Here is a 22062-nt window from a genome sequence, read left to right as displayed (position 1 = left end):
CCACCTCCGATCAGGGGGTTGTGGCGCGGCCTCCGGCTCCGAAGACCTTCGCCAGTTCGGCAGCACCGCTGCCGTGACGGCCGCCGAAGCGGATCGTCTTGGTGGACTTGCGTTTCTCGACGCCCGGCCGCTGAATCGGCTCGGGCGGCCTGATCCGGCGGGTCTTCTTCGGGTCGCCGTGCAGCTTGATCAGCGCGTAGGTCTGCTCACGCAGCGAGTCGATGAGCGTCGCCGCGAGCTGCCGGTCCGGGGTCCAGTAGTCCTCCTCCGGCGTGGACCCGCGTACCGAGCGGGCGGTGGCGGAGTCCCACGGCAGGTACTTGAGGAACACGCGCAGTTCGCGCCAGGACATCTCGCCGCGGTACAGCTCCAGCAGGGACCGGCCCGGCCAGTACCGGGCCATGTCCCACTCGACTGCCTCCCCGTGCTCCCTCAGGAACTGGAGGAGGCCGCCGATTCCCCCGACTCCAGACCGGACCGCTTCTGCCAGTCGAGGGCCAGGACTTCGAGGTCGCCGAGCTGGATGCCGACTCCGTACAACTCGCGGACCTTGTCCTTGCCGAGGACCTCCGCCAGGACGCCGATGGTGTCGTTGAGGTCGCCGACCTTCTCCTGGATCTCCCACGGCAGCGCGCGCATCGGCGGCAGCGTGAACTCCACCCCGAACAGCTCGTACGGGGTGGGCTCGGGCAGCGCGTCGCGCTTCTGCTTCACGGCTGCGTCGAGGCTGACGCGCTCGGTTCCGGGGTTCTTCTTCTTGCTCGGGGTGGTGCTCACCTGGTTCTCCTTCGCGGGTGTCAGCGGGTTGGGGTCCCCGGCAGGCGCGACCCGCAATGCACGCCTGCCGGGGAGTCACGAGGGGTCAGGCCGCATCCCAGGCCGGGTCGTTGGACAGCCAGAACGCGATCTCCGGCGCCGAACTGGCGTAGGCGGAGACGGTCATCTCCAGGCCGACAGGGTTCGAGCGGCCCAGGCTGATGGCGCCACGGTCGGTGATCTCGGCGCGGGGGACGACCAGGCGGTTCTTGATGGAGCCGTCGATCCACTCCAGGCCGACAGCCCGCTCGTCCGGTCCCGGGGCGGCGGGGATGTCGAGCCGCCACACGGCGCCGGCGGACACCTCGGTGATCGTGGAGTCCGGGAAGTACGCCGTGATCGTCGCGGGCTTGAGCTCCAGCGCGGTGAAGCCGAGCGTCATGTCCACCGAGGTGAGGACGCGCCGGACCGGGGAGAGGGACTGCCAGGCGTTGATGTCCTCCACGTCCGTGGAGTACTCCATGCTCACGCCGTCGTCGGACATGTACCCGAGGTCGACCCAGCCCGCACCCCACGCGGTGTCCAGGTCGGTCGGGCCGGTGGTCCCCACGGGGGCCAGGTAGATCGAGCCGTTGAGTGCGACCCGCACGTTGTCTGCGTCGTTCGACACGGATGCCTCCAGGCATGCGAAGGACCCGTGCGACCGGCGGCCGACGGGTACGGAGGGAAAGGGGCTGCGGGTTACGGGGTGGCTGGTGCCGCGCGCAGGCGCAGCTGCATCACCAGCACGTAGCGGGGGATGGACGTGGTCTCGCTGTCCGGGGCGAAGGGCAGCCAGATCAGGGAGACGTCATCGGCCTCGTAGATCTGCGCACCGTCGACGGTCGTGCCGCGGGCTGCGGTCAGGTGTGCGCGGGCGAGCTGTGCCAGGTCGTGGGCCGCGGCCTTGTCCGCGGCGAGGACGTCGATGTCGAGGGTGACGTCCTCGATGACGTTGCGCTGGACGGTGGCGCCGCCGCCCCGGGTCACCGACACCACGCCGCCGCTGAGCTTGGCCAGCAGCTCGTCGGGCCACTCGGTGCCGACGTGCGTGCCGGACGCGAGGGCGGCCCGCAGCACGGTCACCGCGACAAGCTCGGCGTCGGGGAAGACGAGCGGTGTGGTCATCGTCGGCGTCGGGTCTTCGCCGACGGCTCCAGCTGCTCAGCCTGCTCCTCGGCGGCGGCAGGCTCCTCGGCGGCCTCCTGGTCCTCGGGCGCGGCCGCGGCCGAGGCGGGCTCCTGCACGGAAGCGGTCTGGGGCAGGACCTCGGCGACTCGGCCGTCACGGGTGAGTGCGCGCAGCTGATCGGCGTCGACCTCGATCTCGTCACCGGGCTGCCGGCCGTCGTGCCAGTACGCGAGTCTGATCCGGTGCATCAGGCAGTGCTCCTTAGGGCGTCGAGCGACCGGCCGAGCGGCCGGAACTTCGGGCTGTAGCCGCCCTGCGGGCGGGCGCGCGCTGACCGGTACCGGCCTCGGGAGTCACGGGCCCGGTCGTCGTGCCGGCCGGTCCCGAACTCCACCTGCAGCGACCAGGGCGCCGCAGCGCCGAACTCGGCCCGCCAGCCGTTGGGGTTGAGGTGCGCACCCGAGTAGATCTGCGCCTTGTACTCGCCGTGCCTGGTCACGCCTGGCTTGTACGTCGGGCCCGAGTAGGACGGGGCGAAGCCTCGGGCGAAGTTCGCGCCGCGCTGCGCGACGTCCAGGAGGATCGTGTGCATCTCCTGGCTGCGTGCCACCTCGTCGAAGAACCGCCTGTTCGGCACGTACCGGAAGGGGGCTCGTGGCATCGTCAGTCCACCTCCTTGAGCTGGGCCTCGATGTGGCGGATCGCGGTGGGCACGGGCCAGCGGCCGACCTTGCCGGTGACCTCCAGGACCATGCCCTCGAACTCGATGCGGTCGGTCTCGCGCAGGTCGGGCAGGGTGCCGGGCGCGGAGATCAGCAGCCAGCCGGTGACGGTGAGCTGTTTGTCGTCAGTGTCCTCGCTGCTGCCGCCGGACGGCTGCACGTTGATCTGCTCGATCGGTATCCGCTCGGCGGCCGGACCGTAGTCCGGCTTCCTGTTGCCGTACCGGTCCTCGGTGACGGCTGGGCGGACGATGACCGCGGACTGCTCGTACAGGACGCTCACGATGGCCTCACCGACAGCGCGGTCCGTTTGTAGCCGCGCAGGATCCGGCGGTGATCGCTGGTCAGGCTGCCGGTGCCGAACGTCTCCACCGTGTAGGTCACGCTGGTGGCGCCGGCCGACTCCGACCGCAGGCGGCGGGGGTTGGACAAGGTGGCGGCCGCCAGGTCCAGGCACACCCCGACGATGTCGTCCGGGATCTCCTCAAAGCCGTGGCTGTAGGTGACCCGGACGCGGTCGGCCCAGATCCCGAGCGGCCGGTTGACGGGCCAGCCCGCGAACCGGGACATGTCGTACAGCGGCTCGCCGCGCCGCAGTTCGGCGCCCTGCCGAATGAAGTCCCGGTTCTCGACGGCGGGCACCTCCAGGCCGGTGCCGTCGGGGATCTCCACCACGGTCAGCGGGTGGTCGTCGTCCACGACCACCGGCCGCTGCGGCAGCGCCAGAGCCCGCTCACCTCCCTCAAGGACGACCGTGTCGTCGGCGACGAAGGAGAGCGTCTGCCGGGTCTCCCTGCGGATCGCGGCAGAGGCGATCCGCAGGGCCAGCTCGGCGGATTCGGCAGGCACCGTCACACCCGGCAGGTATGCCTGCAGCTGCTCGGCGGTGGCGAAGGAGGGGAGTGCCACGACGCCCCCTCCCCGCTACGCGTCCGCGATCTTGGCGAGCTGCTTGACCAGCGTCGACCGTGGGCTGGACTTGGCCTGTTCCTGGCCCAGCGCCTCGGCGGCCCGCTCGCGGTCGTTGCCGACCCAGGCGAGGACGTCGGCGATGGACGCGTCCAGGTCCAGGTCGCCGTCGGCCGGGGCTGTCGGGCCTTGCTTGCCGCCCTCTGGGTCCGGGCCATCGTCGAGGACGGTGACCTTCTTGCGGGCGCTGCGGGCGAGCAGGTCGGCGAGGCTGCCGGTCACGACCTGCCCTGCGGTGAGCTGTACGGGCATGTGCCCGTGGAAGACCTTGAAGTTCTCGTTGACCACAACACGAGGCACGAGACTTCCCCTTTCGTCGGGCTCGGGGCCCGGCCGCCGGCCAGGCCCCGGGCGGGGTCAGTTCGCGCTGTGCTCCAGCATCACGGCCCGCTTGAACTGGGCCTGGTCGCCGTTGGCGAGGGAGTCGCTCGGGACGCCGTAGTCGCCGACCCACGACCAGGTCGTGGACACGGTCTGCTGGTACCGGTCCTGCGGCGGGCGCACGATGCGGGCGACGTCGACACCCGGCGCGACGTTGATCATGGCGATCTCGGGGACGTCGCTGACTCCGGTCTCGGAGAGCAGGCCCGCGATGTCCTCGAACGGCGCGGAAACCAGGGCGCCGGAGCCGACGACGATCGGCCGGTGCACGGTGGTGGAGAGGTCCTCGTAGCCGGTGGCGCTCGTGTCGAGGTACGGCACCTCTTCGTTGCGGACCCAGACGATGCCGCCGAACACACCGATGGCGAGATCGCGGTAGGTGTCGGAGTCGGCGCGGCCCCGGTAGAGGTTCTGGAACTCGGTGTCCTCGAACAGCTGGCTCTCGGTCACGGAGTCGATGTGGGCGACGTAGTTACTGCCCTCGGCCGGCGGGACGTGCATGCGGCGCAGGCGGGCGACCGCGGCCCGGAAATGGGAGAACTTGATCAGGTCCCCGGCGCCCAGGTCGTAGGCGGAGTCGTTGCTGGTGCCTGCCCGCACGACGTAAGGGGCCTGCGAGGACACGACCGCATCACCGAGGACGTCCGCCCGGGCCGTGCCCAGGGTCAGCGTGTTCGTGCTGGTGTTGACGCCGGTGACCGTGTTGGCGACGCCCTCGATGGTGATGTCCAGGGGAGTCGACGCGCTGACGGCGGTGGGCACACCGTCGACCAGGACGTGCGTGAACCCGTCGACGCTGGCGACCTCGATGGTCGTGTCCGACGAGCCCGCCGTGCGGCAGAACGTACGGCCGCCCGCGTACCCCTTGTACAGCTTGTTGCGGGCCAGCCGGTTGAGGGTCTGCCCGGCGTGGATGCCGAGGCGGCCGACGTCGTTGAGGTACTTCGACGCCTGCGTCATCTTCGACTGCAGCAGGTCGGTGTCGATGGACTTGCCGTACTGGTCCATGACGACTTCCCACTGCTCGATGCTGTACGAGCCGGTGGATGCGTCGGAGCCGGTGGTCGGGGTGGGGTCCGGGGTCATGAGCCCGTTACGGGTCATGATCTTCTTCGAGCCCTTGGCGCCCTGCCACGGCTCGACGTCCGCGATCTGCGCGAACAGCAGCTCCGGCATGAGCGACTCGCGGAACATGCCGTCGAGCAGGCCGTTCTGCATGATGGCGCGGATCGCCGCCGGCAGGGTGGTCCGGACGTCGTGCCGGTCGAGCCGGAACCACGACCGCGCACGCGCGAGGGTGTTGGTCTTCATGCGGTTACTCCAAGGTGATGTCGACGGACACAAGGTCCGGGTGCTGCTCGGCCACGGCGGACAGGCCGAGCAGTGCGGTTTGAGTGATGGCCGATATCGCCGCGCACACCCGCCCGCTCTCGACGTGGCCCTCATGCCCGTCGACCTCGATCACGGTGCGGCCGTCGCCCAGCCGGGCACGGATCCGGATCATCCGCGCAGGCGGACGCCGTACTTGGCGAGCTCGTCCTTGAGAGCCGAGCGGTCGGCGTTGCGGTAATCGGCGGGCGTCGGCGACGGCCGGGGGCCCTGGCTCGGGTCCGGCTTGGGCGATTTCCTGTCCGAACCCTGCGGGTCCGCGGGCGCCGCCTGCTTGCGCAGGTGCGGCTTGCGTTCGAGGAGCTCCGTGAGATCGGCCTCGATGGCCTCGGTGTCGATCTCGCCGTCGTCGTTGGCGTACTCGCCCATCCGCGACTGCAGGTGCACGACCGCGTCATCGACGTCGGCGAAGTCAGCGGCAAGAGCCTTCACTTCGGCGCGCACCGCGCGGGCGGTGGCCTTTGCGGCCGCCTCCTGCGCCCGCTGGGCCTGGGCCTGGGCTCGCTCCAGTTCGGACTTGTCGCGGTCCTCGAACTCCTGCACCTTCGCGGCGAGTGCGTCGGCGCGCTTCTTCTCGGCGGCCGCCGCCCTCTTCGCTTCGGCGCGTTCCCGCTTCATCGCGTCGAGGGCCTTCTTCCCGGCGTCGCCGAGCTGGTCGGCGCCCTCGGGGTCATCGGCCGGGTCGGGGTCTGCCGGCGGATCGGCGGGCGGGTCCGCCGGGTCGGCAGGCGGGTCTGCCGACGGATCGGCCGGGTCGGGGTCGTCGTGCCGGGTCAGCTGGAACCAGTCGCCCGTGCGGTGCGCAGCGGGCAGCCAGGCGTGGCGGGTTGCCTTCATGGTGGGTGTCTCCCATTGCGGGGGAATCGGCGGCCGCACGTTGCGTACGGCCGTGGGGTGGGCGGCTACACGATGTAGCCGTAGCGGCGCAGTAGCCGCAGTTCCTCGTCGCGGTCCTCCGCGATCCGGAAGATTTCCTCGGGCATCAGGCGCGGCGTCGACTGGGTGCGCATGTAGCGGGCCGAGGTGGCCTGGCCGTACCGCTGCCCGGCGAACCGGCCAAACCGGTCCCCGGCTTGGGCGCGGCTTCGCCCGTACACGCCGCGGCGGGTGGTGCCCTCGCTGGTGATCTGCACGTCGCGGCCGTGGACGGTCGCGGTGCTCATGCCGCGGCGGGCGTTGACGATCTGCCCGATGTCCGAACCCTGCCGGATCGCCCGGGCACCGTCGACCCCGAACACGCGCTGCTGCTGCTCCTTGTCGAGCTGGTCGAACAGCTGGCGCGGGGTGTAGATGCCGGGCCATTCGTTCTCGCGCAGCGGCAGGGTCTGGCAGTCGCAGCGCGGGTGCCGCAGGAACCCCTCGGAGCGGCTGTACATCTGGCCGGAGAGGATGATGCACCGGGCGCAGGCGGGCAGCCGTACGACCCGCACGTAGGCCACGCACTGCGGGTGCGCGGCCATCGCGACCTGGTCCGCGGTCCGCGCCGTGTCGGCGATCGCGGTCGAGGTGTACATCGTCATGTCCACAAGCCCGCCGATCATCGCCTCCTCCGGCGGCAGCCCCGCGGCCAGCCTGCGCCGCACACCGATGGCAGGCACATACAGCAGGGACTCCAGCGGCCCGCCCCCGGGCGCGATCCCAGTGAACGCGGACGGGACCAACTGCGGCAGCAGCGCGGACCGGGCCAGCGACATCCCGCCCTGCGCGGCCATCTGCGCGGCGATGTACGCCTGGGCGGCCTGGGCGACGGTCAGCTGCCCGGCCGCCGCCGCGGCGGCGATCTGAGCGCCGGCCTCGCCGAGCAGCGCGGCCTCCACCGACTGGGCGGTGAGCTGCGCCCACACCGCCTGGATCTGCTCGACGATCGCCCGAATCGTGGCCGCGACGTGGTCGTAGCGGGCGGCCGCCATCTGCATCGGATCCGGGGGAAGCCCGGCTCGCTCAGGCGGCGTTGCCACGGCCGGCCTCCGGCGGCTCCTCATCCTCCGGCGGCTGCGGTGGCTCCTCGACCGGCTTCGCGCCGAACAGCGGCGTGACATCCCCGGCCGCCAGGCGACGGACCGTGTTGGCCGCGTCGGCCTCGTCCTGCTCTTCCATGCGGACAATCTGCGCCTGGGTGTAGCCGAGATCCTCGCGGGTCTGCCGCAGCGGCACGATGTGCGCCTGGAACTTCTTCACCGCGGCGTCGGCGGCCTGAGCCACCGTCGGCGTGGACGCGTCCCGCCAGATCGTCTCCAGCGACCGCGCGTCGGCGGACGCCTCTCCGTCGCGGACCAGCAGCACCAGCCGCATGACCCGCTCCCACGTGCCGCCCCACGCCCTCTGCTTGCGCTCGGCCCGCTTCACCAAGCGCGCCTCACTGGAGCGAATCGCGTCCGCCGACGCGGGGTTGGCGGTGGAGTGCCCGAGGAAGTGCGGCGGCAGACCGGCCAGGGACGCCACCAGCGTGGCGAGCTGGCTGATCGTCGAGTGGAAGTTCTTCAGATCCGCCTCGGGGAACTGGGTGACGTCGACGCCGTCGTCCTTCTTGTTCTTCTCCGTCGCCCAGATCCGGCCCGCGATCCGCGACCAGGCGGAGATCCGCCGCCCGTGCTCGTCGGTGAAGTCCTCCTCACCGAACCCGTACGCCACACGCCTCGGGGTGGCGTGATACTCGGCGGACACCATCATGTCCGTGGCGATCTTGCAGGCGGCGTCCGACAGCGGGATGACGTCCGCCAGCTCAGAGACACCGTTGCGCAACTTCAGCCGGGTCCGGTTCGCCAGGACCTCCACCGGCGGCACGCCCAGGCCGTGGTCATCGCGCGGGTAGTCCGGATCCTCGACCCACGTGCCATCCTGCTTGACCCACCAGATCGTCGCGTCCGGCAGGTACAGGGTGGCGTGCTCGATCTCGTCCTTGCCCGCGCCCTCGCACCACCGCTTCACCGCGGCGGCGACCCGGCGAGTCCGCGGGTCGTGCTCGGCGTACATGTCGAGCGCCGACTCCACCGTCACGATCGGCGTCGTGGGGTCTTCCTCGTTCGGCCCGACCACGACGTAGGACCGCCGCATGACCAGTGCGTCGAGGTGCCCCATCTGGGACTGCTCATCCAGGTCGTTGGCCTGCCAGATCCGCCACAGCTCCTCGTCGGCCTCGGCCTTGCCCGGGTAGCGGAATCCCTCGACGTCCAGGCGCTCCTCGATCGAGTCGACGACCAGGCGCGGCCAGTTGATGACGACCTGCCGCACCGACTCCTGCAGCTCCTGCTGCAGCTCCGGCGCCATGTACGACAGGGGCTGCGTGCCCTCGTAGTACCGGTCCAACTTTTCGAGGTCGCCCTTACAACTGTCGTGGCAGGCGATCAGGTGCTCCAGCCATTCCAGCTCGGTGCGCTCCATGGCTCACCTCACCTTCTACCGCAGGACGATCATCCTGGACGGCTTCCTCTTCGGCTTGACGCCAGCTGCGATCGCGTCGCGGTGGGCTTCCCACGACAGACAGCCGGCCATCGCGCCGTCCATGGACAGCGGCGACTGATGACGTTCCTTCTCGATCACCCACAGCGGCTTGCCCTGCTCGTCGAGCATCTTCAGCTGCTTCTTGCGGGCGTTGGCCACGTGCCGGGCGTACGCATCGTGCCCGGAGTGCGTCAGCGCCCCGGTCCTCATCGCGCCCTCGTAGGCGCGCAGCGAGTAGGCCGTGGCCTTGAGGCGATTGGTCCACCACTTCGTGATCTGTTTCTCGCCCCACCGGCCCTGCCACGTGGTGATCAGGCCCTCCCAGTACGGCGGGTCGACGTAGGAGCGGACCACGTCCCAGGTGTCGAAGGCCTCGATCATCGCGGCGTCGACCTCGTCGGCTGGACACTCCCACTGCTGGTCCGGGTCGTCGCCCTCGTTGGCACCGGGCGGGGCCTCCCAGATGCCGAGCGGCCACTGGAACCCGGTCGCCAGATGGGTGGCGATGAGCGCAGTGGCGTCGCGGAACTGGGCGCCGTCGAAGCCGATCGTGATCCGCTCGCCCTTCTCCGGCAGCGGCTGGTCCGGCCGGGCGAGCTCTGCCCACCGTGCGACGGAGAAGGCCTGGCGGCCGGCCTGCACCCGACGGTTCAGCCACACCCGCTCCCAGTACGCGCGGTCCGTGTCGGGCGCGTTGTACAGGGAGACGATCGCGTCGACCTGGCCCTCGAAGTCCGGCCACGCCGCGATACTCGGCCCGCTCGCCTCACGGACCGCAGCGCGGATCTGCTCGTCGTCCGAGAGGTCCTCGTCCGGCCGCGGGTCCGCCTGGCGGTGAAAGAAGAACAGCGTCCGGTCCTTCGACTTCCCCGACGCAACCAGCTCGGCGAACTCGTGCGTGCCCTGAGCCACGCTGCCCTCGCCGGGGGTGTACGTCGTGGTCGTCTCCAGGGACCACGGGTCGAACAGCATGATCTTCGGGATGTTCGCCAGCATCGTCTGGTGCGCTTCACGGTGCCGGGGCAGCGTAAAGCGGTGTGTCTCGTCGAAGTGCTGGAACGTCGTACGTGCACCGTCACGCGCGTCCGGTGAGGACGCGAGCGGCACCGCACGGCCCAGACCGTCCCACCGCATGATGCGGTCCAGGCCCGGGTCGAACAGATCCGCGTCCGGCCCCTCCGTGACCATCACGTACAGAGCGGCGTACGCCAACTCCTCCGTCTGCTCCTCGGTGTACGCGACCATTGGGATGTACGGGTCCGACACCGGAACACCGACCGGCTCTCCGTCCGCGTCGAACCCGTCACACCGGACCGGCCCTTCGGGATGCAGCTCGGCGAACGCCACCGCGGCGGCGAGCTCCGTCTTGGCCGTGCCCTTCCGGACCGACAGCCCCACCCGCTTGAAGCGCCGCTTGCCCGCGCGCGGGTGCCCCTGCGGGTACACCTCGTACCAGCGGTAGATCAGCGCCCTCTTCTCCGGGTCCAGCACGTACGGCTGGCCACGCAGCGCGCCCGGCCCGTGGATCGCACGCTCTTCGAGGAGATCACACACCTGCGGGCCCAGCGTCGGCCACGGCTCGTCGTCCGGGCTGGGCACCATCAGGACACCCACGGTTAGTCCACCAAGTGCAAGGTGGCCCGAGGGTCGTCCGGCTTCGGCCTACGCCTTCCGGCAGCCGGCCGACGCCGCGCACGCGACACCGTGCCTTCGTCCGGCTCAGCGATCTTCCACCGCAGCCGCAGCATCGCCAGAGGCGTCAGCCCCAGACGGTCCGCCAACTGCCGTGCTTCCTTGGCCGCGTCCAGATCGCCCGACTCCGCGCGAACCTTCCACCGCACGTACTGCGCGACCTCCCGCGTCCACGACTGCTGCGCCCAGATCACCGCCTGCGGTGTCTTCCACAGTTCCTTCCACAGCTCACCCTCAAGCTGTTGCTGCGCCTCGACTTGCTTGGTGAGGACCAGCGCGGCCTCGCGTGCGGTGTCGGCCTTCTTCTGTGCAGCGATCTTCGCGCGCCCCGTGAGGTTCGGCTCCAAGAGCGCGAGCTCCAGCTCGTCTGCCCTGCGGACCGCCAGGTCACGGCGGGCGACGAGCACGACGTCGTCCAGCAGCGGCCATTTCGGGGGGCGCCCTTTCCGCCCTTCGGGCGGTAGCGGGGTCATGGCGACGGTGGCGTTGCGCCGGCGTCGTGCTCCCTCGGGTTTCGGGGCTGGGCCCATGCCTGCCATGGTCATCACTCCAGGTGAGCGCCGTTGCGGCGCGTCGGTGCCCGGCCATTGCGGCTGGGCAGTGGGCGCGGGTGGTGCCGGCGTTCGACGCGTCAGACGGGGGTTCCCAGACCCGTACAGACTGGCGTTGCCCTCCCCCGCGGTCTCCTGCGCGCACGCCCGCGCGGGTGCGCCCCCACCCCCGCGCGGGCCCGGCGAGCCCGGCTGCGCGGCGCCGCTCAGGCCGGTCTCGGCGTTGCGCCGTGACCGTCGGCGGCTGGCATCGCGCAGACCGCGCCAGGTGCGCGCTGGGCGGGGTTGATGCGTCGGCTTGTGCTCGGCGATGCGGAATCGGTGAGCGTGAGCCGAGCCGCAGTGTCGGTGAGGTCCTGCAGCCCGGGCAGCGCCTCGGGGCCGGCGTGCGGCAGGGCGGGGCGCAGGGTGGGGTGGTGGGCTACTGGTTCCAGCCGCCGGGCTGGTGGTGTGCGGTCTCGCGGCTGTGGCACGGGCCGCACAGGCCGCGGCCGTGGCGTGGGTCGTCGGGGTCCTCGCCGGCGGCGACCAGTTCGCGTCGGCTGCGCGGGTGGTGGTCGGCGTGCTGGCTGAGGGCGCCGCACGGGTTGGCGTGGCCGTGGCTGGTGTCGGTGCAGACGCACTCCGGGTCGCGGGCGAGGACGGCGGCGCGGAAGCGGCGGCGGTGGCGTGTGCCGTAGCCGCGTTGGGCGGCGGTGCCGCGCTGGCGTTCGGCCCTGGCTCGGCAGCCTGCGCATCGTCCGCCGTGGGTGTACTCGGGGCAGCCTGGTGTGGTGCAGATGGACATTGCGCGTCTGGCCACGGTGACCACCTCCGGAGGGTTACCGTGCCGGGCGTGGGACCAGGGGGGTCCCAGCGGTGAGGGGGTGTTGTCGTGGCCAGTGGGTGCCGTGACTGTCAGACGTGCACGATGCCGTGGATTGCCCGGCAGGGGCGCCACACGCTGTACCTGATCACGCTCGCGTGGCTGATCAAGCCGGTGTTCTTGAAGAACTGCCCGCAGTGCAAGCACATGATGGGCCGGCACCAGCGGCGTCGGGACGGGTCTTTCCAGGACTGACCGGGCTATGGCGGCGGGGTGCCGTCGGTGTCGGCCCGGTACTTGGCGAGGGCAGCCTTCACGGCGTCCTCGCCTGCGTCGTTGGAGTCCAGGCGCTCGACGGCGCGCCACAGCTCGGAGAGTCGGCTGATTCGCACCTCGGCCCGGACTTCCCATTGCCTGAAGAGGAGCAGAAGTTCCTCGGTCTCGCCGGCGGCGTCCTGGGCGTAGCCGAGGCCGGCCAGCCGGGCCGCCATGGCTTCGAGGTCGTAGCGGCGGGCCTGGAGGTCCTCAAGGTCGACGGAGGCGTACAGGTAGTTGTAGGCGCCGCCGCTCACGCAGTCCGTCCGTAGTGGTCGGCTTGGGCGCGTTCGATGCCACGACGGATCTGGTCGGTGAGGTCGGCGCTGCCGTAGTCGGCGTCACCCTCGACATGGATGACCGTGGTCGGGGTGGCGTAGGCGGTGACGTCGTTGGCGGGGATCTCGATGGTGTCCTCGAAGCACAGGATGGCTTGGGCGCCGAGGTCGGCCTTGAGAGCTTCGCGGAGCGGGCGCTGTCCGTTGTCGCTGTCGTACGCGATGCCGTGGGCGAGGTCACGGAAGATCGCTTCGTTGGCCTGGTCGATGACGAGGGCGAAGGGCGGGCGCTCGTCAGAGGCGCCTTCGGGGAGGGGGAGGATCTGGATGCGGGCCAATGCGGGTGCCTGCTCTCAGGTGTCGTCGGTGGACGGGGAGTCGATGAAGCCGCTGTTCTCGATGGTGTGTGCGGCGGTGACCATGCCGAGGCGGGTGATCCAGTCGAGGCCCTCGGAGCGGGCGTTGGCGAGTGTGACCGTGCCGTCGGCTTTGACGACCTTGAGGATCACGAAGGCGTCGGCGACGAGGTCGCCTTCGTCGAGGTCGGCTTCGACGCCGAGGCTGTCGATCAGCTGCCCGATCTTCTGATTGGCCATCAGCTTCCATCGGTGTCGGCGTGGGCGGCGGTGAGGTGGGTTCGGAAGGCATCGAGGTCGGGCTCCAGCTCGATGCGGAGCGGCTTGCTGTTGTCCGTCCGTGGGGGCGTCTGGATGCGCAGCGCGATGGTGATCTCTTCGTCGCACACGGGGCAGGCGACGGTCACACTTCCTGCGGTGGAGGGCATTAGATGCCGAAGGCGGTGAGCTTGAGTTCGGCGTTGTCGACGTCGATCTGGAGGGTGGAGCCGTAGGAGTCGGTGGGGAAGGGCCCGATGTAGCGGGAGGCGCTGGCGGGGATGGAGACCGTCTTGGGGGTGAGGGCCTGGCCGTCGACTACGCCGGGGAGGCGGAGCGTGAGGGTGCGGGCGTTGGATTCGCTGGCGTTGGCGACCAGGAGGAAGACGCGCCCGTTGTTCTGCACGCTGTGGTTGTTGACGGGGTCGCCGTCGGCCGGGGTGGGCGGGGCGATACCGGCACGGCTGAGCTGGGTGACGGTGAGGGCTTCGCGCGGCATCGCGGGCTCCTTCGGTGGGATGGGGCGGTCAGCTGGCGAGGCGGCGGACCGCGGCGGTGTTGTGGCGGGCTCGGCGTTCGGCGGCGGCGACCTGGGCCTGGGTGTAGATGCGGCGGCCGCGCTCGTCGTGCCGGGGGTTTGTGAGGTGGCCGCGGCGTTCCCAGGAGTAGATCGTTTGCAGGGCGCGGCCGGTGAAGGCGGCGATCTCGCGGACGGTGAACCAGAACTCACCGTCGGCCTCTCGGGGACCTGAGCCCGGCTGGGGCATGCGCTCACCCCCGGATACGACGAAACCCCCGCTCAAGGACGGGGGCTGTGTGGTGTGTGGGCACAAGTGTGCTGCTGGCATCGGATTATGCAGTGCTGATCGTTTCCGTGTCCAGCAGGGCTTATGCGGCCGTGATTTCGGCCAGTCGCTCGCGGGCGATGGCGGCGTAGCTCGCTGACTGCTCGATCCCGATGAATGAGCGCCCTTCGAGGAGCGCGGCCGCTCCGGTCGTGCCTGACCCGGTGAATGGGTCGAGGACGGTGCCGTCGGCAGGGACGATGCGGACCAGCTGCTGCATGACGTCGAGGGGCTTCTGCGTGATGTGCCGGCGGTTTGTGCCGCGGGGCTGGCTGCCGGTGAAGTGGCCCGGCAGGTACACGGGTTCGTTGCCGGGGATCATGGCGCCGTTGCTGCCCCAGACGATGAATTCGCAGTCCTGCTTGAGGCGGCCGGGCTGGGGGCGCGCGGTGGTCTTGTGCCAGACGGCGACGCCGCGCCAGGTGTAGCCCGCGGCCTGCAGGGCGTCTGAGGTGACGGGGAGCTGGCGCCAGTCGGTGAAGACGAGGGCCGCGCCGCCAGGTCTGGTGAGGCGGTAGCAGTTGGCGAGGATGAGCGACAGCCATGCGAGGTACGAGCGCTGGTCGCGGTTGTCGCCGGTGAAATCGCCGAGGTCGAAGCCGTGCTTGCGGCCGCCTTCGGTCAGGTACTTTTCGCGGGCGGTACGGCTGGTGCGCTCGGTCATTGTGCGCCCGCCGCTGTTATAGGGCGGGTCGCAGATGACAGCGTCTACGGGTGTGTCGAGGCTGTTGAGGATGGTGAGCGCGTCTCCGGTGTGGAGGGTCCAATCGGGCATGAGGGCGTGCCTTTCGCCGGGTCGCGTGCGTCAAAAGGCGACGAGCGAGTCGTTGGGAAGTGCGCGCGATCCGGCCGGACCAGTCGATCAAGGCTCACCTGGAACAGGTGTTCGCATCCATAGGGTCTGCCCTAAGAAGCGGACCCCGCTGCGGCAGGGGGTTACGCGGCGGGGCCTGGTCCTGGGTGTGGCATCGAAGGGGAGCGCTGTCGCGATAGCGGAATGCTGCGGCTGCTCAGCGTCGGTAGCCGCGACGTTTGGCGAGGGCGTGGGTTGCGGTGGAGCCGTACCAGCGGTTCACGCTGCCGGTGGTGTCGTCGGGGTTGGGCCAGCGTCCTCGGGCGAGGTCGGCGCGGATTGTGCTGGCCCGGATGCCGATGTCGGCGGCTTCGAGGTCGCGGGCGGTGTAGAGGCGGCGGGGTTCGAGGTCGGGGGTCTGGCGGTCGATGTGGTCGCGGACGAACGCGTCGACGGCGTCGGGGTCGTACTGGACCCGGCGGCCCCGCTTCTCGGGGAGTGGTGCGGGCCAGGCGGGGTGCCGGCGCCAGGTGTTCTTGACCGTGCTGAGGGGGCGGCCGAGGCGGGCCGCGATTTCCTCGACCGTCTCCGGTGGGCGTGGCGGCTGCCGGGGGGGCGTGGGGTGGGGCGGGCGCTCTACCATGGGTGTTCTGTCCTTCCTGGTGAGGGATGGATCCGGCCGGCGGGGGTTTCGCAGCGGCACCGTGTGCCGGGGCTTCGGCCTGGCCCTCGCCGGTCTCGCGTCTTCAGTGGGTACCGCCCCCGGCTGGCTGCCGGGGGCGGTGCTTGGTCAGTCGGCCTCGTTGATCGCCAGCCAGGTGGCGAGTGCCCGGAGCGCCTCTTCTGCGACGAGGAGGTTGGCGCTCGCTCCTTCGGCTCGGGTGTCCATGAACCTCATTGCGCAGAGGGCGTAGAGGTCGATGGCGGCCAGGAGGTGGATGCAGCCGGTGTACAGCTGGATCCCCTGGAGTTCGCCCATGGGCTGCTCCGTCGCGAGGTCGGCCACCCGCTGGATTGCGGGGTAGGCGGCCGATGCGGGGATGTGCTGGTCGGCGGGGAGGCCGATGCGCACGGGGAGCATCCCGCAGACGTCAACGAGGATGGTGTAGACCGTCGAGATCGAGTGGGCCAGAACCCCCATGACCTCGTCCTTGTGGTCAGCCATGTGACTGTCCTTCCACTGTTGAGTTGAGATGGATCGGGAGGGTCGGGGTTCGCGGCCCCTCACCTCTTGAGTAGTAATTTACAGCACTCAAGTAGTGGATTGCAACACCCTGAGGTGAAGAAAAGGCCTCAGCCCCAAGCGGGGCTGAGGCCCTACGCGATCAGGCCAGCTGCCAGCCGGACAGCCGGCCGTCGCCACCGACGACAGCGGACAGAGCCTGGCCCGGCAGATCCTTGACCGCCAGGCCCACAGCCTCGGCGATCTCACCGGCCGGGTACCGCTCCGGCTCCGCGCGCTCCTCGGCCGGAACGTTGGCGACGACCTCGGCCTGGTCGCCGAACAGCAGCAGGACACGGACGTTCACACGCTCACTCATGACTCGATCCTCTCAGTCGTTCAGGTCAGCTCGCCGGACTGGCCGGGTCACTGCTTCGCGTTGGGCTTCGGTGTGCCCGGAACCGGCTTCTCGGGCTCGGGGAAGTGACCGCCGCGGGACGGCTGGTAGGTCGTCGCATGCCGTTGCAACTGCTCCGGGCTCATCGTCTTACGGAGCTCGTCTTGGGGGACTGATCGGCGGAACGCCATGATGGCGGTCTCCTGTCTCGTGTTCGGGATGGGTGGAACCCGGCGCGGCCGTAGTCGACTTGGCGGAAGGCACGGCCGCGCCGGTGCTTGTGGGTCGTCGTGCTGTTGCGGCGGGCGGCTCCGTTACGGGGCCGTCGCCGAGCCAGACACGCTTTGGGCTACGCGCTCCCCTTGCGGATCGAGCGGGCCACTCCCTCGAAGGCGTCAAGCGCCCTGGCGTCGAAGCGCCCATGGCGGGCCTGAATGTCCTTGCCGAGGCGGTTGTAGAGGTGAGCTGCTTCCCGGTAGTTCCCTTCCGACTCGGCCTGTTCGGCCTCGGCCATACGCCTCGTGATCTCGTCCATCGGGGGTCCCCTTCCCGGCGGTAGATGGCGGGTAGATGGGCTGGTAGACGGCGGTAGATGCGCCGGTAGACGTGCAGGTCAGGCGGCGGTAGACGGCTCGGGAGACGTGTCCTCGGCTGTGGTCGGGGAAGGGGCCTCCAGATCGCGTCGGCGGACCCCCCAGGTGGGGGTGCCGGCCACCTTCACGGACCGGTCGACGGGCACCCCGAGGCGGGTCAGGTGAGCGCGCAGATCGGTGACCGTACGGCCCTCCCACTGGCCGTGCTGCTGGAGGTGGGCGAGGACAGTGCGCAGGTGCACCCCGGAGCCGGTCCCCATGAGGGCCAGGAGCAGGCCCCGCACGGCCTCCGCGTCGGGTACGGGCGGGGCCTCGTCGGGGGCCTCCCCCTCGGTTCGGGGGCGGCCTGCTCGCCAGGCGGCGGCGGTCCACGCGGCCGACAGCAGCCACAGCAGGTGGGGTACGGCCCGGATGAGCCGCCACAGCAGCCAGCAGCCGAGCCCGAGGACGGCCAGGCGCGCCCAGCAGCCGAGGGTGGCGCGCCAGCCGGTGAGGTCGTCGCGGCGGCCCTTGCGGATCCAGGCGGCAGTGCGGGCGCCGAGACGCCGGGCCAGCACGCTGGTACCGGTGGCGAGGCGGGTAGCGGGGCGGGCGAGGCGGCTCACAGGAGTCCCACCCCCTGCACGGTGTCGACGAGAACAGCGCCGGTGGTGTCCAGGACGTCCGGCAGCCAGGACAGGGCTCCGGCCACGCCCGCGGTGAGGAGCAGCACGGAGCCGACGAACGCTCCGCCGATGATGCGGCGCCGGTCGGATTTGCCGGCCTTCTTGTAGGCGAGGCTGACGATGAAGACGACGAGGACGGCGATGGCGGCGCCGGTGGAGCCGAGGCCGACGAGCTGGCCGCTGGTGAGGCCGCTGCCCGTGGTGGTGCCAGCGGCTACCGCGCTGGTGCGCTCGCCTGCGCCGTTGGCGACGGTGCCGGAGCGGGAGTGTGCCCAGCCGAGGAGCCCGCCGGGGCAGGCGGCGGCGCAGGCGGCGGCCGTGAACCCCTTGCCGAACGGGGCGAGTTGCTTGGGGTCGCGGTTGCCGGTCCACCAGGGGTGCAGGTTGGCGGTGAGGACGAGGAGGGCGGCAAGGAGGCCGCCGAGGGTCAGGGTGGTCGTGCCGGTCACAGGGAGACTCCAGTGAGCAGGTGGATCGGGTCCCACCAGTGCAGGACCCCTACGGAGCCCAGCAGGGCGGTGACGAGCAGGAAGCGGGGGGTAGCGCGGCCGGTGCGCCGGTCCACGGCCCACGCGGCGGTGAGGGCGACCGCGGCGAGGATGTAGGCGGCGGCGATACCGGCCTCGCCGCGGGCCTCGTGCAGGGTGTGGGACCACAGGCCGACCGGGCTCTGCCCGGCGATCCACGGCACGAGGGCGGCGACGATGGCGAGGAGGTTCCGCCAGGAGCTGATCAGGTCCCAGGCCCGCGCCCACAAGGGCGGATCCGGGTCCGGATCCGAGTCCTGCCAGGTCAGCTGGATGTGGTGGACGTGGCGGATCTCGACCGGTCCGGGATCCGGATCGGACGGAGCAGGCGGTGCCGGGGGCGGTGTCGTGGGCGGCTTCTGCCACCAGGGCGGGGTCTCGCCGGGGTCGGGCGGCCGCGGTGGGAGCGGTGCTCCTGCGGGCACGATCCGCGTCGGCGTGACAGGCCGAGGCTGGGGCTGGGGCATGGCGAGGTCCTGGTGTCCGAGAGGGCGGGCGTGGAGGGCGCGGAGGTAGGCGCGGGCGCGCAGCTCGTCACCGTCGGGCGGCGGCTGCGCGCCCATCAGCCAGCCACCCGCAGGGCGCGCATGTAGCGGGCGACGGTGTCCGGAGACGGGGCCTTGCCGGTGACCCTGGCGACGTAGCGGGCGGCGTCGGCGTCGTCCCGGATCCCGCTGTCCCACGCGATCCGGACCGCGTCCTTCGTGGTCACAGCGCGGGGGTGAAGGTCGATGACGTCGGCGTCCGGATCGTCCGCGGACTCGTCCGGACGGTCCGGATCGGCGGATCCGCTGTCCGGACCGGATCCGATCGCGGCACGCTCGGCGGCCACCAGCGCCTGCGCGCGCTGGAGACGGCGGCGGACCGGGATCATCGCGAGCGCCGCGCCCGCATCGGCGAACTCGCCCTTGATCCAGGCGCGGGTGCGCTCGTCGAGCTCCGGGGTCTGGTGGCGCAGGACGACCGTCCACAAGCCTTTCGCGAGCGCGGAGACGAGGGCGCCGACGACGCCGATCTCCCACGATCCGGCGAGTTTGCCGTGGGCGCCGATGGCGAGCATGGCGACCACGAGCGCGAAGTTGCCTGCCTTGTGGGGCAGGGCTGCGCGGTCCTCGTCGTGGCGGGCGAGCCACTCGACGGCCATGCAGGCGATCCACGCGAGGTCGAAAACGATGGCGGCGGCGTAGGCGGCGGGCTCGACGACCTGGCGGGCGAGGAGGTCACCGATGGATGCGGTCGACCAGACGACAGAGGCCGCCAGGACGGCGACGGCGATGCCCGTGACGCCGTTGAGAACGATGCGGTCCCAGTCCCGCGGAGGCGCGGGCGTGTCGACGGTGACCGGGACCATGCGGGTCTTGCCGTCGACGGTGTGCGGGACGAGCTGCGTGGTGGTGCGGGTCTTCACAGTGCTCCTCCGGAGCGGGAAAAGAGGCCGGGCCCGCGTGGGGGCCTTCGCGGGCCCGGCCGGTCTGGCAGTGGTCAGGCGGTGTCGTCCCGCTTCTGCTGGCGCTGGTGCTCGGCGTAGTCCTGGGCGCACTGCTCAAGGAGTGCAGCGACGCGGGCGGACCGCGCCGGTCCCGGGTCCGGGGGCTCGGCAGCGGCACGGAGCTTGGCGGCGTACTCGCGGCGGGTGACCGGGCCGGTGATCTCCGGGGCGCGGGAGCGCAGCAGGCGGCTGAGTGCCGGGGTCATGGTCGTGGCCTGGATCGCGGCGATGCGGCTGACCGGGGTGACGCGTGCGTCGGGGCGGTGGGTCTCGAAGCGGTGCGCGAGGTCGAGGAGCATCTGCCGTACGAGGGCTTCGGTGCTGGCGGGGCCGCGTCCGCGGCGGTGGCCGGCCATCAGGCGATCGCCTTAGCGGCCGCGTGCAGCTGGTCGATGTACTCCCGCCGGGTGCCGGCGTACGGGTACGGGAGGTGGCTGCGGGCGCGGGTGGAGGCGATGTGCTGGACGGCCTCGGGCAGGGTGAGGAGGATCGCCGTCTCCGCCAGGGTCATCGCCTCGTCCAGTGCCTCGGGGGTGACCGGGCTGGAGATGTCCCGCTCAAGGAGGCGGGCGGCGACGGTGAGGATCTGCGCGGCGTAGCTGGGCTGTTCGATCACCTTGCGCAGGGCTTCGTCGGTGAGGTCGGGCTGGGTACGCTCCATGGCGGACCTGCTCTCTTGATCGCTGGGAACGGGTCCCCCCTCGCCCCGGACCTGCGGAGCTGCAACTCCGCATGGGGCGAGGGGTTTTCCGTTGTGCCGGATCGAGAGTAGCGAACTTCCTTGTTTTAAAACAAGGAAGTTGGAAGGATGGAGTCATGCCCGACTCCCCGCCCGAGGAAGTCGACGAGACGGGAGGCCCGGACTTGATCTCTTTCGCGGACATGCCCGCCCGTCTTGAGGCCGCCGGGCTGAAGCGGATCAGCGCGCAGAGGTGCCGGCAGCTGGCCGAGGAGGATCCCGCATGGCCGGTCCCCATCGAGCAGGCCCTCAAGGTCGGCCGCATGAGGCTGTTCGACTGGCGCGTCATCGAGCCGTACTTCCGGGCGCGGAAGTCCCGGCAGGGGCAGCGCACCGACCTGGCTGGGCCGGAGGGGTAGGCGCACTGCAGGCGGGTCGCGTCAGGGCGTGGGCGTGCTCGGCCTAGGATCCCGGCCTGTGGCACACAGTTTCGATGACCTCATCGCCCTGCAGCGCGCGGCGGACCAGGCGCATGCGCGCGTCGCGCAACTCCGCGACGAGTACGGTCGGTCGACAGCCGGGTGGACCGACGAGCAGGCTGCAGCATACGAGGAAGCCTGGCAGGCGTGGAGGGCCCGGGCCGAGGAGGTCCAGGCCGCGGTCACCGGGCATGCCAAGGAGCAGGGCGCAGCGCGCCACGGCGTTGAGGCTGACGTCAAGAAGCAGGCTCGGCATCCGGCGTCGGCGGACGGCTAGCCGCGGGTCGAGAGCCGGTATTCATCGACCGGCGGCGCGTCCTCGGGGGTGACGACGTCGGTGAAGCCGTCCTCGCCCGGCTCCTCAAAGTCCGGCGCGGGGATGGGGTCAAGGTCCATGCGGCCAGCATGGCAGACGATCACCCAGTGTCCGGCCGCCGCGTCAACTCGCTGCCGGTCGCCTCGTCGACGAGGGTGACGCGCGAGCCTGACTCCCCGTACTGGCCGACCAGGTGCGCGAACTGCCGCCGCGCCACCTTCTCGTCCTCCCACCAGCCGTGCAGGGCCGGCCGGCCTGCCAGTGCGAGGACGATGTGGAAGCGGCCGGCCTCGGCAGTCATCTGAGCCTGATCCCCCGGGGCCGGCGCGGCTCGCGGACGATGTAGCCGAGGGCCTCGATCCGCTGCAGGTGCCAGTGCACGGAGGCGCTGCTGCGCAGGCCGATCTGCTGGCCGATCTCGGCAACGGTGGGGGCCTCGCCGCTGTCGCTGATAGACGAACGGATGCACCTCAGGATGTGCTCCTGGGTGTCCGTGAGGTAGTCGACGCGTGGCCTGGCCATATCCCCAGTAGAAACCTTGTTCGATTTTTGAGGCAAGCTGGGGATGTGACTGATCTGCCGCCTGATCTGGACCGGCTCCGGGTCCTGGAGACGTGGCTCGCCCTCACCCTGGACCGAGTGCGGCAGCACATCGCGTACGCCGAGCAGCGCGAGGCCGAGCGGCAGCGCGGCATCGAGGCCCGGCCGCCGGCCCCGGACTGGCTGATCGAGCAGAGCCTGAGCCGTGGCGCCCCGCCGGTGTACGTCCATGTCGGCGGCTGCCATATGGCCGGTAAACGCAGCAAGGCCGCCACGAGAGAGCAGACGCTTCGGGCGCTTGCGGATCAGGTGGATCCGTGTCCGCACTGCAACCCGGACACGCTGCTGGGATTCGCGGACTGATCAGCCAGGATGCACGCCCGGACTGTCCGGATCATCCTGGACCCATGCCCGGACCGTGCTCCGTGATCGTGTCCGCCCGGCGAGGCGGGGGCGTGCGGTGGGACCGTCCGCGGCTGTGGCGATGGGCTGGT

Annotated in this window: 40 protein-coding genes; 3 read left to right on the top strand and 37 right to left on the bottom strand. The window is 70.8% G+C overall.

The window, feature by feature from the left end:
* Nucleotides 1-10 precede the first annotated feature (10 nt).
* From ACZ7L7_RS05375 to ACZ7L7_RS05210, 34 genes are all read right to left on the bottom strand, one after another.
* Complete coding sequence (locus ACZ7L7_RS05375) at nt 11-403, bottom strand: hypothetical protein (protein WP_472074933.1); 393 nt, start codon at nt 401-403, stop codon at nt 11-13.
* A 29-nt stretch (nt 404-432) separates the two neighbouring features.
* The gene (locus tag ACZ7L7_RS05370) at nt 433-777 is read right to left on the bottom strand and encodes a hypothetical protein (protein ID WP_472074931.1); all 345 of its coding nucleotides are present in this window, start codon (nt 775-777) and stop codon (nt 433-435) included.
* 85 nt (nt 778-862) lie between these two features.
* Complete coding sequence (locus ACZ7L7_RS05365) at nt 863-1426, bottom strand: phage tail tube protein (RefSeq protein ID WP_472074929.1); 564 nt, start codon at nt 1424-1426, stop codon at nt 863-865.
* Nucleotides 1427-1497: 71 nt separating this feature from the next.
* Nucleotides 1498-1923: a hypothetical protein gene (locus ACZ7L7_RS05360; protein WP_472074927.1), complete on the bottom strand. Its 426-nt coding sequence runs from the start codon at nt 1921-1923 to the stop codon at nt 1498-1500.
* Nucleotides 1920-2174 carry a hypothetical protein gene (locus ACZ7L7_RS05355; RefSeq protein ID WP_472074925.1) on the bottom strand — a complete coding sequence of 85 codons (255 nt, stop codon included), beginning with the start codon at nt 2172-2174 and terminating at the stop codon, nt 1920-1922. Before ACZ7L7_RS05355 ends, ACZ7L7_RS05360 begins: the two co-directional genes overlap by 4 nt.
* Nucleotides 2174-2587, bottom strand: a complete 414-nt coding sequence (locus ACZ7L7_RS05350) for a hypothetical protein (RefSeq protein WP_472074923.1) — start codon at nt 2585-2587, stop codon at nt 2174-2176. The genes ACZ7L7_RS05355 and ACZ7L7_RS05350 overlap by 1 nt, the downstream gene beginning before the upstream one ends.
* Before the next feature lie 2 nt (nt 2588-2589).
* Nucleotides 2590-2931: a hypothetical protein gene (locus ACZ7L7_RS05345; protein WP_472074921.1), complete on the bottom strand. Its 342-nt coding sequence runs from the start codon at nt 2929-2931 to the stop codon at nt 2590-2592.
* Nucleotides 2928-3557: a hypothetical protein gene (locus ACZ7L7_RS05340; protein WP_472074919.1), complete on the bottom strand. Its 630-nt coding sequence runs from the start codon at nt 3555-3557 to the stop codon at nt 2928-2930. The genes ACZ7L7_RS05345 and ACZ7L7_RS05340 overlap by 4 nt, the downstream gene beginning before the upstream one ends.
* A 15-nt stretch (nt 3558-3572) precedes the next feature.
* Nucleotides 3573-3917 carry a hypothetical protein gene (locus ACZ7L7_RS05335; protein ID WP_472074917.1) on the bottom strand — a complete coding sequence of 115 codons (345 nt, stop codon included), beginning with the start codon at nt 3915-3917 and terminating at the stop codon, nt 3573-3575.
* 57 nt (nt 3918-3974) lie between these two features.
* Entirely contained in the window at nt 3975-5309 is a 1335-nt protein-coding gene (locus tag ACZ7L7_RS05330; protein WP_472074915.1) for a hypothetical protein, read from the bottom strand.
* 4 nt (nt 5310-5313) lie between these two features.
* A complete protein-coding gene (locus tag ACZ7L7_RS05325; protein WP_472074913.1) occupies nt 5314-5502 on the bottom strand; it encodes a ribosomal-processing cysteine protease Prp in 189 nt (62 codons plus the stop codon).
* A complete protein-coding gene (locus ACZ7L7_RS05320) occupies nt 5499-6224 on the bottom strand; it encodes a hypothetical protein (RefSeq protein ID WP_472074911.1) in 726 nt (241 codons plus the stop codon). Before ACZ7L7_RS05320 ends, ACZ7L7_RS05325 begins: the two co-directional genes overlap by 4 nt.
* 65 nt (nt 6225-6289) lie before the next feature.
* Nucleotides 6290-7345, bottom strand: coding sequence for a hypothetical protein (locus ACZ7L7_RS05315; RefSeq protein WP_472074909.1), 1056 nt, complete (start codon nt 7343-7345; stop codon nt 6290-6292).
* A complete protein-coding gene (locus ACZ7L7_RS05310; RefSeq protein WP_472074907.1) occupies nt 7329-8768 on the bottom strand; it encodes a phage portal protein in 1440 nt (479 codons plus the stop codon). The genes ACZ7L7_RS05315 and ACZ7L7_RS05310 overlap by 17 nt, the downstream gene beginning before the upstream one ends.
* A gap of 15 nt (nt 8769-8783) precedes the next feature.
* Entirely contained in the window at nt 8784-10430 is a 1647-nt protein-coding gene (locus ACZ7L7_RS05305; protein ID WP_472074905.1) for a terminase, read from the bottom strand.
* A gap of 14 nt (nt 10431-10444) precedes the next feature.
* Nucleotides 10445-11065, bottom strand: a complete 621-nt coding sequence (locus ACZ7L7_RS05300; RefSeq protein ID WP_472074903.1) for a hypothetical protein — start codon at nt 11063-11065, stop codon at nt 10445-10447.
* Between the two features lie 427 nt (nt 11066-11492).
* Nucleotides 11493-11873, bottom strand: a complete 381-nt coding sequence (locus ACZ7L7_RS05295; RefSeq protein WP_472074901.1) for a holin — start codon at nt 11871-11873, stop codon at nt 11493-11495.
* Between the two features lie 263 nt (nt 11874-12136).
* The gene (locus ACZ7L7_RS05290; protein ID WP_472074899.1) at nt 12137-12448 is read right to left on the bottom strand and encodes a hypothetical protein; all 312 of its coding nucleotides are present in this window, start codon (nt 12446-12448) and stop codon (nt 12137-12139) included.
* Nucleotides 12445-12807: a hypothetical protein gene (locus ACZ7L7_RS05285; RefSeq protein WP_472074898.1), complete on the bottom strand. Its 363-nt coding sequence runs from the start codon at nt 12805-12807 to the stop codon at nt 12445-12447. Before ACZ7L7_RS05285 ends, ACZ7L7_RS05290 begins: the two co-directional genes overlap by 4 nt.
* 15 nt (nt 12808-12822) lie before the next feature.
* Entirely contained in the window at nt 12823-13065 is a 243-nt protein-coding gene (locus ACZ7L7_RS05280; RefSeq protein ID WP_472074896.1) for a hypothetical protein, read from the bottom strand.
* Entirely contained in the window at nt 13065-13214 is a 150-nt protein-coding gene (locus ACZ7L7_RS05275; protein ID WP_472074894.1) for a hypothetical protein, read from the bottom strand. The genes ACZ7L7_RS05280 and ACZ7L7_RS05275 overlap by 1 nt, the downstream gene beginning before the upstream one ends.
* A 38-nt stretch (nt 13215-13252) precedes the next feature.
* Nucleotides 13253-13582, bottom strand: a complete 330-nt coding sequence (locus ACZ7L7_RS05270) for a hypothetical protein (protein WP_472074892.1) — start codon at nt 13580-13582, stop codon at nt 13253-13255.
* 28 nt (nt 13583-13610) lie between these two features.
* On the bottom strand, nt 13611-13850 hold the full coding sequence (locus ACZ7L7_RS05265) for a MerR family transcriptional regulator (protein WP_472074890.1): 240 nt from the start codon (nt 13848-13850) through the stop codon (nt 13611-13613).
* 121 nt (nt 13851-13971) lie between these two features.
* Nucleotides 13972-14703 (bottom strand): DNA-methyltransferase, encoded by a 732-nt coding sequence (locus tag ACZ7L7_RS05260; protein WP_472074888.1) that lies wholly within the window; start codon nt 14701-14703, stop codon nt 13972-13974.
* Between the two features lie 235 nt (nt 14704-14938).
* A complete protein-coding gene (locus ACZ7L7_RS05255; RefSeq protein WP_472074887.1) occupies nt 14939-15364 on the bottom strand; it encodes a hypothetical protein in 426 nt (141 codons plus the stop codon).
* Nucleotides 15365-15511: 147 nt separating this feature from the next.
* Entirely contained in the window at nt 15512-15886 is a 375-nt protein-coding gene (locus ACZ7L7_RS05250; RefSeq protein ID WP_472074885.1) for a hypothetical protein, read from the bottom strand.
* Between the two features lie 160 nt (nt 15887-16046).
* Complete coding sequence (locus tag ACZ7L7_RS05245) at nt 16047-16262, bottom strand: hypothetical protein (protein WP_472074883.1); 216 nt, start codon at nt 16260-16262, stop codon at nt 16047-16049.
* A gap of 367 nt (nt 16263-16629) precedes the next feature.
* Nucleotides 16630-16815, bottom strand: a complete 186-nt coding sequence (locus ACZ7L7_RS05240) for a hypothetical protein (protein ID WP_472074881.1) — start codon at nt 16813-16815, stop codon at nt 16630-16632.
* Nucleotides 16816-16893: 78 nt separating this feature from the next.
* Nucleotides 16894-17478 (bottom strand): hypothetical protein, encoded by a 585-nt coding sequence (locus ACZ7L7_RS05235; protein ID WP_472074879.1) that lies wholly within the window; start codon nt 17476-17478, stop codon nt 16894-16896.
* Nucleotides 17475-17987: a hypothetical protein gene (locus ACZ7L7_RS05230; RefSeq protein WP_472074877.1), complete on the bottom strand. Its 513-nt coding sequence runs from the start codon at nt 17985-17987 to the stop codon at nt 17475-17477. Before ACZ7L7_RS05230 ends, ACZ7L7_RS05235 begins: the two co-directional genes overlap by 4 nt.
* The gene (locus tag ACZ7L7_RS05225; RefSeq protein ID WP_472074875.1) at nt 17984-18628 is read right to left on the bottom strand and encodes a hypothetical protein; all 645 of its coding nucleotides are present in this window, start codon (nt 18626-18628) and stop codon (nt 17984-17986) included. The genes ACZ7L7_RS05230 and ACZ7L7_RS05225 overlap by 4 nt, the downstream gene beginning before the upstream one ends.
* A complete protein-coding gene (locus ACZ7L7_RS05220) occupies nt 18628-19473 on the bottom strand; it encodes a protein transporter Sec31 (RefSeq protein ID WP_472074873.1) in 846 nt (281 codons plus the stop codon). Before ACZ7L7_RS05220 ends, ACZ7L7_RS05225 begins: the two co-directional genes overlap by 1 nt.
* Before the next feature lie 74 nt (nt 19474-19547).
* Nucleotides 19548-19910 carry a hypothetical protein gene (locus ACZ7L7_RS05215; RefSeq protein ID WP_472074871.1) on the bottom strand — a complete coding sequence of 121 codons (363 nt, stop codon included), beginning with the start codon at nt 19908-19910 and terminating at the stop codon, nt 19548-19550.
* Nucleotides 19910-20215, bottom strand: coding sequence for a hypothetical protein (locus ACZ7L7_RS05210; RefSeq protein ID WP_472074869.1), 306 nt, complete (start codon nt 20213-20215; stop codon nt 19910-19912). The genes ACZ7L7_RS05215 and ACZ7L7_RS05210 overlap by 1 nt, the downstream gene beginning before the upstream one ends.
* A gap of 155 nt (nt 20216-20370) precedes the next feature.
* On the opposite strand from ACZ7L7_RS05210, the gene ACZ7L7_RS05205 reads away from it, so the two are divergent.
* Together ACZ7L7_RS05205 and ACZ7L7_RS05200 are read left to right on the top strand one after the other, a co-directional pair.
* The gene (locus ACZ7L7_RS05205) at nt 20371-20652 is read left to right on the top strand and encodes a hypothetical protein (protein ID WP_472074867.1); all 282 of its coding nucleotides are present in this window, start codon (nt 20371-20373) and stop codon (nt 20650-20652) included.
* Nucleotides 20653-20710: 58 nt separating this feature from the next.
* A complete protein-coding gene (locus tag ACZ7L7_RS05200; RefSeq protein WP_472074865.1) occupies nt 20711-20989 on the top strand; it encodes a hypothetical protein in 279 nt (92 codons plus the stop codon).
* Here the strand turns inward: ACZ7L7_RS05200 and ACZ7L7_RS05195 are convergent.
* Genes ACZ7L7_RS05195 through ACZ7L7_RS05185 form a run of 3 tightly spaced genes read right to left on the bottom strand, consistent with a single transcriptional unit; the run spans nt 20986 to nt 21550 of the window.
* The gene (locus tag ACZ7L7_RS05195; RefSeq protein WP_472074863.1) at nt 20986-21108 is read right to left on the bottom strand and encodes a hypothetical protein; all 123 of its coding nucleotides are present in this window, start codon (nt 21106-21108) and stop codon (nt 20986-20988) included. The two genes, ACZ7L7_RS05200 and ACZ7L7_RS05195, sit on opposite strands and share 4 nt — an antisense overlap.
* Before the next feature lie 20 nt (nt 21109-21128).
* Nucleotides 21129-21329, bottom strand: coding sequence for a hypothetical protein (locus ACZ7L7_RS05190; RefSeq protein ID WP_472074861.1), 201 nt, complete (start codon nt 21327-21329; stop codon nt 21129-21131).
* A complete protein-coding gene (locus ACZ7L7_RS05185) occupies nt 21326-21550 on the bottom strand; it encodes a LexA family protein (protein ID WP_472074859.1) in 225 nt (74 codons plus the stop codon). Before ACZ7L7_RS05185 ends, ACZ7L7_RS05190 begins: the two co-directional genes overlap by 4 nt.
* Nucleotides 21551-21595: 45 nt before the next feature.
* Here ACZ7L7_RS05185 and ACZ7L7_RS05180 point away from each other — a divergent pair, with 45 nt between their 5' ends.
* Nucleotides 21596-21931 (top strand): DUF6233 domain-containing protein, encoded by a 336-nt coding sequence (locus tag ACZ7L7_RS05180; RefSeq protein WP_472074857.1) that lies wholly within the window; start codon nt 21596-21598, stop codon nt 21929-21931.
* Nucleotides 21932-22062 lie beyond the last annotated feature (131 nt).

It is taken from the genome of Streptomyces sp. NPDC110618 (assembly GCF_055657065.1).
Note: the sequence above shows the minus strand (reverse complement) of the source record. Positions and strands in the feature narration are given on the sequence as shown.

Bases quoted from the DNA above. Each gene is read 5' to 3' on its own strand.
- ACZ7L7_RS05375 (WP_472074933.1), bottom strand. From the start codon at position 403: ATGGCCCGGTACTGGCCGGGCCGGTCCCTGCTGGAGCTGTACCGCGGC.
- ACZ7L7_RS05360 (WP_472074927.1), bottom strand. From the start codon at position 1,923: ATGACCACACCGCTCGTCTTCCCCGACGCCGAGCTTGTCGCGGTGACC.
- ACZ7L7_RS05355 (WP_472074925.1), bottom strand. From the start codon at position 2,174: ATGCACCGGATCAGACTCGCGTACTGGCACGACGGCCGGCAGCCCGGT.
- ACZ7L7_RS05350 (WP_472074923.1), bottom strand. From the start codon at position 2,587: ATGCCACGAGCCCCCTTCCGGTACGTGCCGAACAGGCGGTTCTTCGAC.
- ACZ7L7_RS05330 (WP_472074915.1), bottom strand. From the start codon at position 5,309: ATGAAGACCAACACCCTCGCGCGTGCGCGGTCGTGGTTCCGGCTCGAC.
- ACZ7L7_RS05325 (WP_472074913.1), bottom strand. From the start codon at position 5,502: ATGATCCGGATCCGTGCCCGGCTGGGCGACGGCCGCACCGTGATCGAG.
- ACZ7L7_RS05320 (WP_472074911.1), bottom strand. From the start codon at position 6,224: ATGAAGGCAACCCGCCACGCCTGGCTGCCCGCTGCGCACCGCACGGGC.
- ACZ7L7_RS05310 (WP_472074907.1), bottom strand. From the start codon at position 8,768: ATGGAGCGCACCGAGCTGGAATGGCTGGAGCACCTGATCGCCTGCCAC.
- ACZ7L7_RS05305 (WP_472074905.1), bottom strand. From the start codon at position 10,430: ATGGTGCCCAGCCCGGACGACGAGCCGTGGCCGACGCTGGGCCCGCAG.
- ACZ7L7_RS05300 (WP_472074903.1), bottom strand. From the start codon at position 11,065: ATGACCATGGCAGGCATGGGCCCAGCCCCGAAACCCGAGGGAGCACGA.
- ACZ7L7_RS05280 (WP_472074896.1), bottom strand. From the start codon at position 13,065: ATGGCCAATCAGAAGATCGGGCAGCTGATCGACAGCCTCGGCGTCGAA.
- ACZ7L7_RS05270 (WP_472074892.1), bottom strand. From the start codon at position 13,582: ATGCCGCGCGAAGCCCTCACCGTCACCCAGCTCAGCCGTGCCGGTATC.
- ACZ7L7_RS05265 (WP_472074890.1), bottom strand. From the start codon at position 13,850: ATGCCCCAGCCGGGCTCAGGTCCCCGAGAGGCCGACGGTGAGTTCTGG.
- ACZ7L7_RS05260 (WP_472074888.1), bottom strand. From the start codon at position 14,703: ATGCCCGATTGGACCCTCCACACCGGAGACGCGCTCACCATCCTCAAC.
- ACZ7L7_RS05255 (WP_472074887.1), bottom strand. From the start codon at position 15,364: ATGGTAGAGCGCCCGCCCCACCCCACGCCCCCCCGGCAGCCGCCACGC.
- ACZ7L7_RS05250 (WP_472074885.1), bottom strand. From the start codon at position 15,886: ATGGCTGACCACAAGGACGAGGTCATGGGGGTTCTGGCCCACTCGATC.
- ACZ7L7_RS05245 (WP_472074883.1), bottom strand. From the start codon at position 16,262: ATGAGTGAGCGTGTGAACGTCCGTGTCCTGCTGCTGTTCGGCGACCAG.
- ACZ7L7_RS05240 (WP_472074881.1), bottom strand. From the start codon at position 16,815: ATGGACGAGATCACGAGGCGTATGGCCGAGGCCGAACAGGCCGAGTCG.
- ACZ7L7_RS05225 (WP_472074875.1), bottom strand. From the start codon at position 18,628: ATGGGCGCGCAGCCGCCGCCCGACGGTGACGAGCTGCGCGCCCGCGCC.
- ACZ7L7_RS05215 (WP_472074871.1), bottom strand. From the start codon at position 19,910: ATGGCCGGCCACCGCCGCGGACGCGGCCCCGCCAGCACCGAAGCCCTC.
- ACZ7L7_RS05210 (WP_472074869.1), bottom strand. From the start codon at position 20,215: ATGGAGCGTACCCAGCCCGACCTCACCGACGAAGCCCTGCGCAAGGTG.
- ACZ7L7_RS05205 (WP_472074867.1), top strand. From the start codon at position 20,371: ATGCCCGACTCCCCGCCCGAGGAAGTCGACGAGACGGGAGGCCCGGAC.
- ACZ7L7_RS05195 (WP_472074863.1), bottom strand. From the start codon at position 21,108: ATGGACCTTGACCCCATCCCCGCGCCGGACTTTGAGGAGCCGGGCGAG.
- ACZ7L7_RS05190 (WP_472074861.1), bottom strand. From the start codon at position 21,329: ATGACTGCCGAGGCCGGCCGCTTCCACATCGTCCTCGCACTGGCAGGC.
- ACZ7L7_RS05185 (WP_472074859.1), bottom strand. From the start codon at position 21,550: ATGGCCAGGCCACGCGTCGACTACCTCACGGACACCCAGGAGCACATC.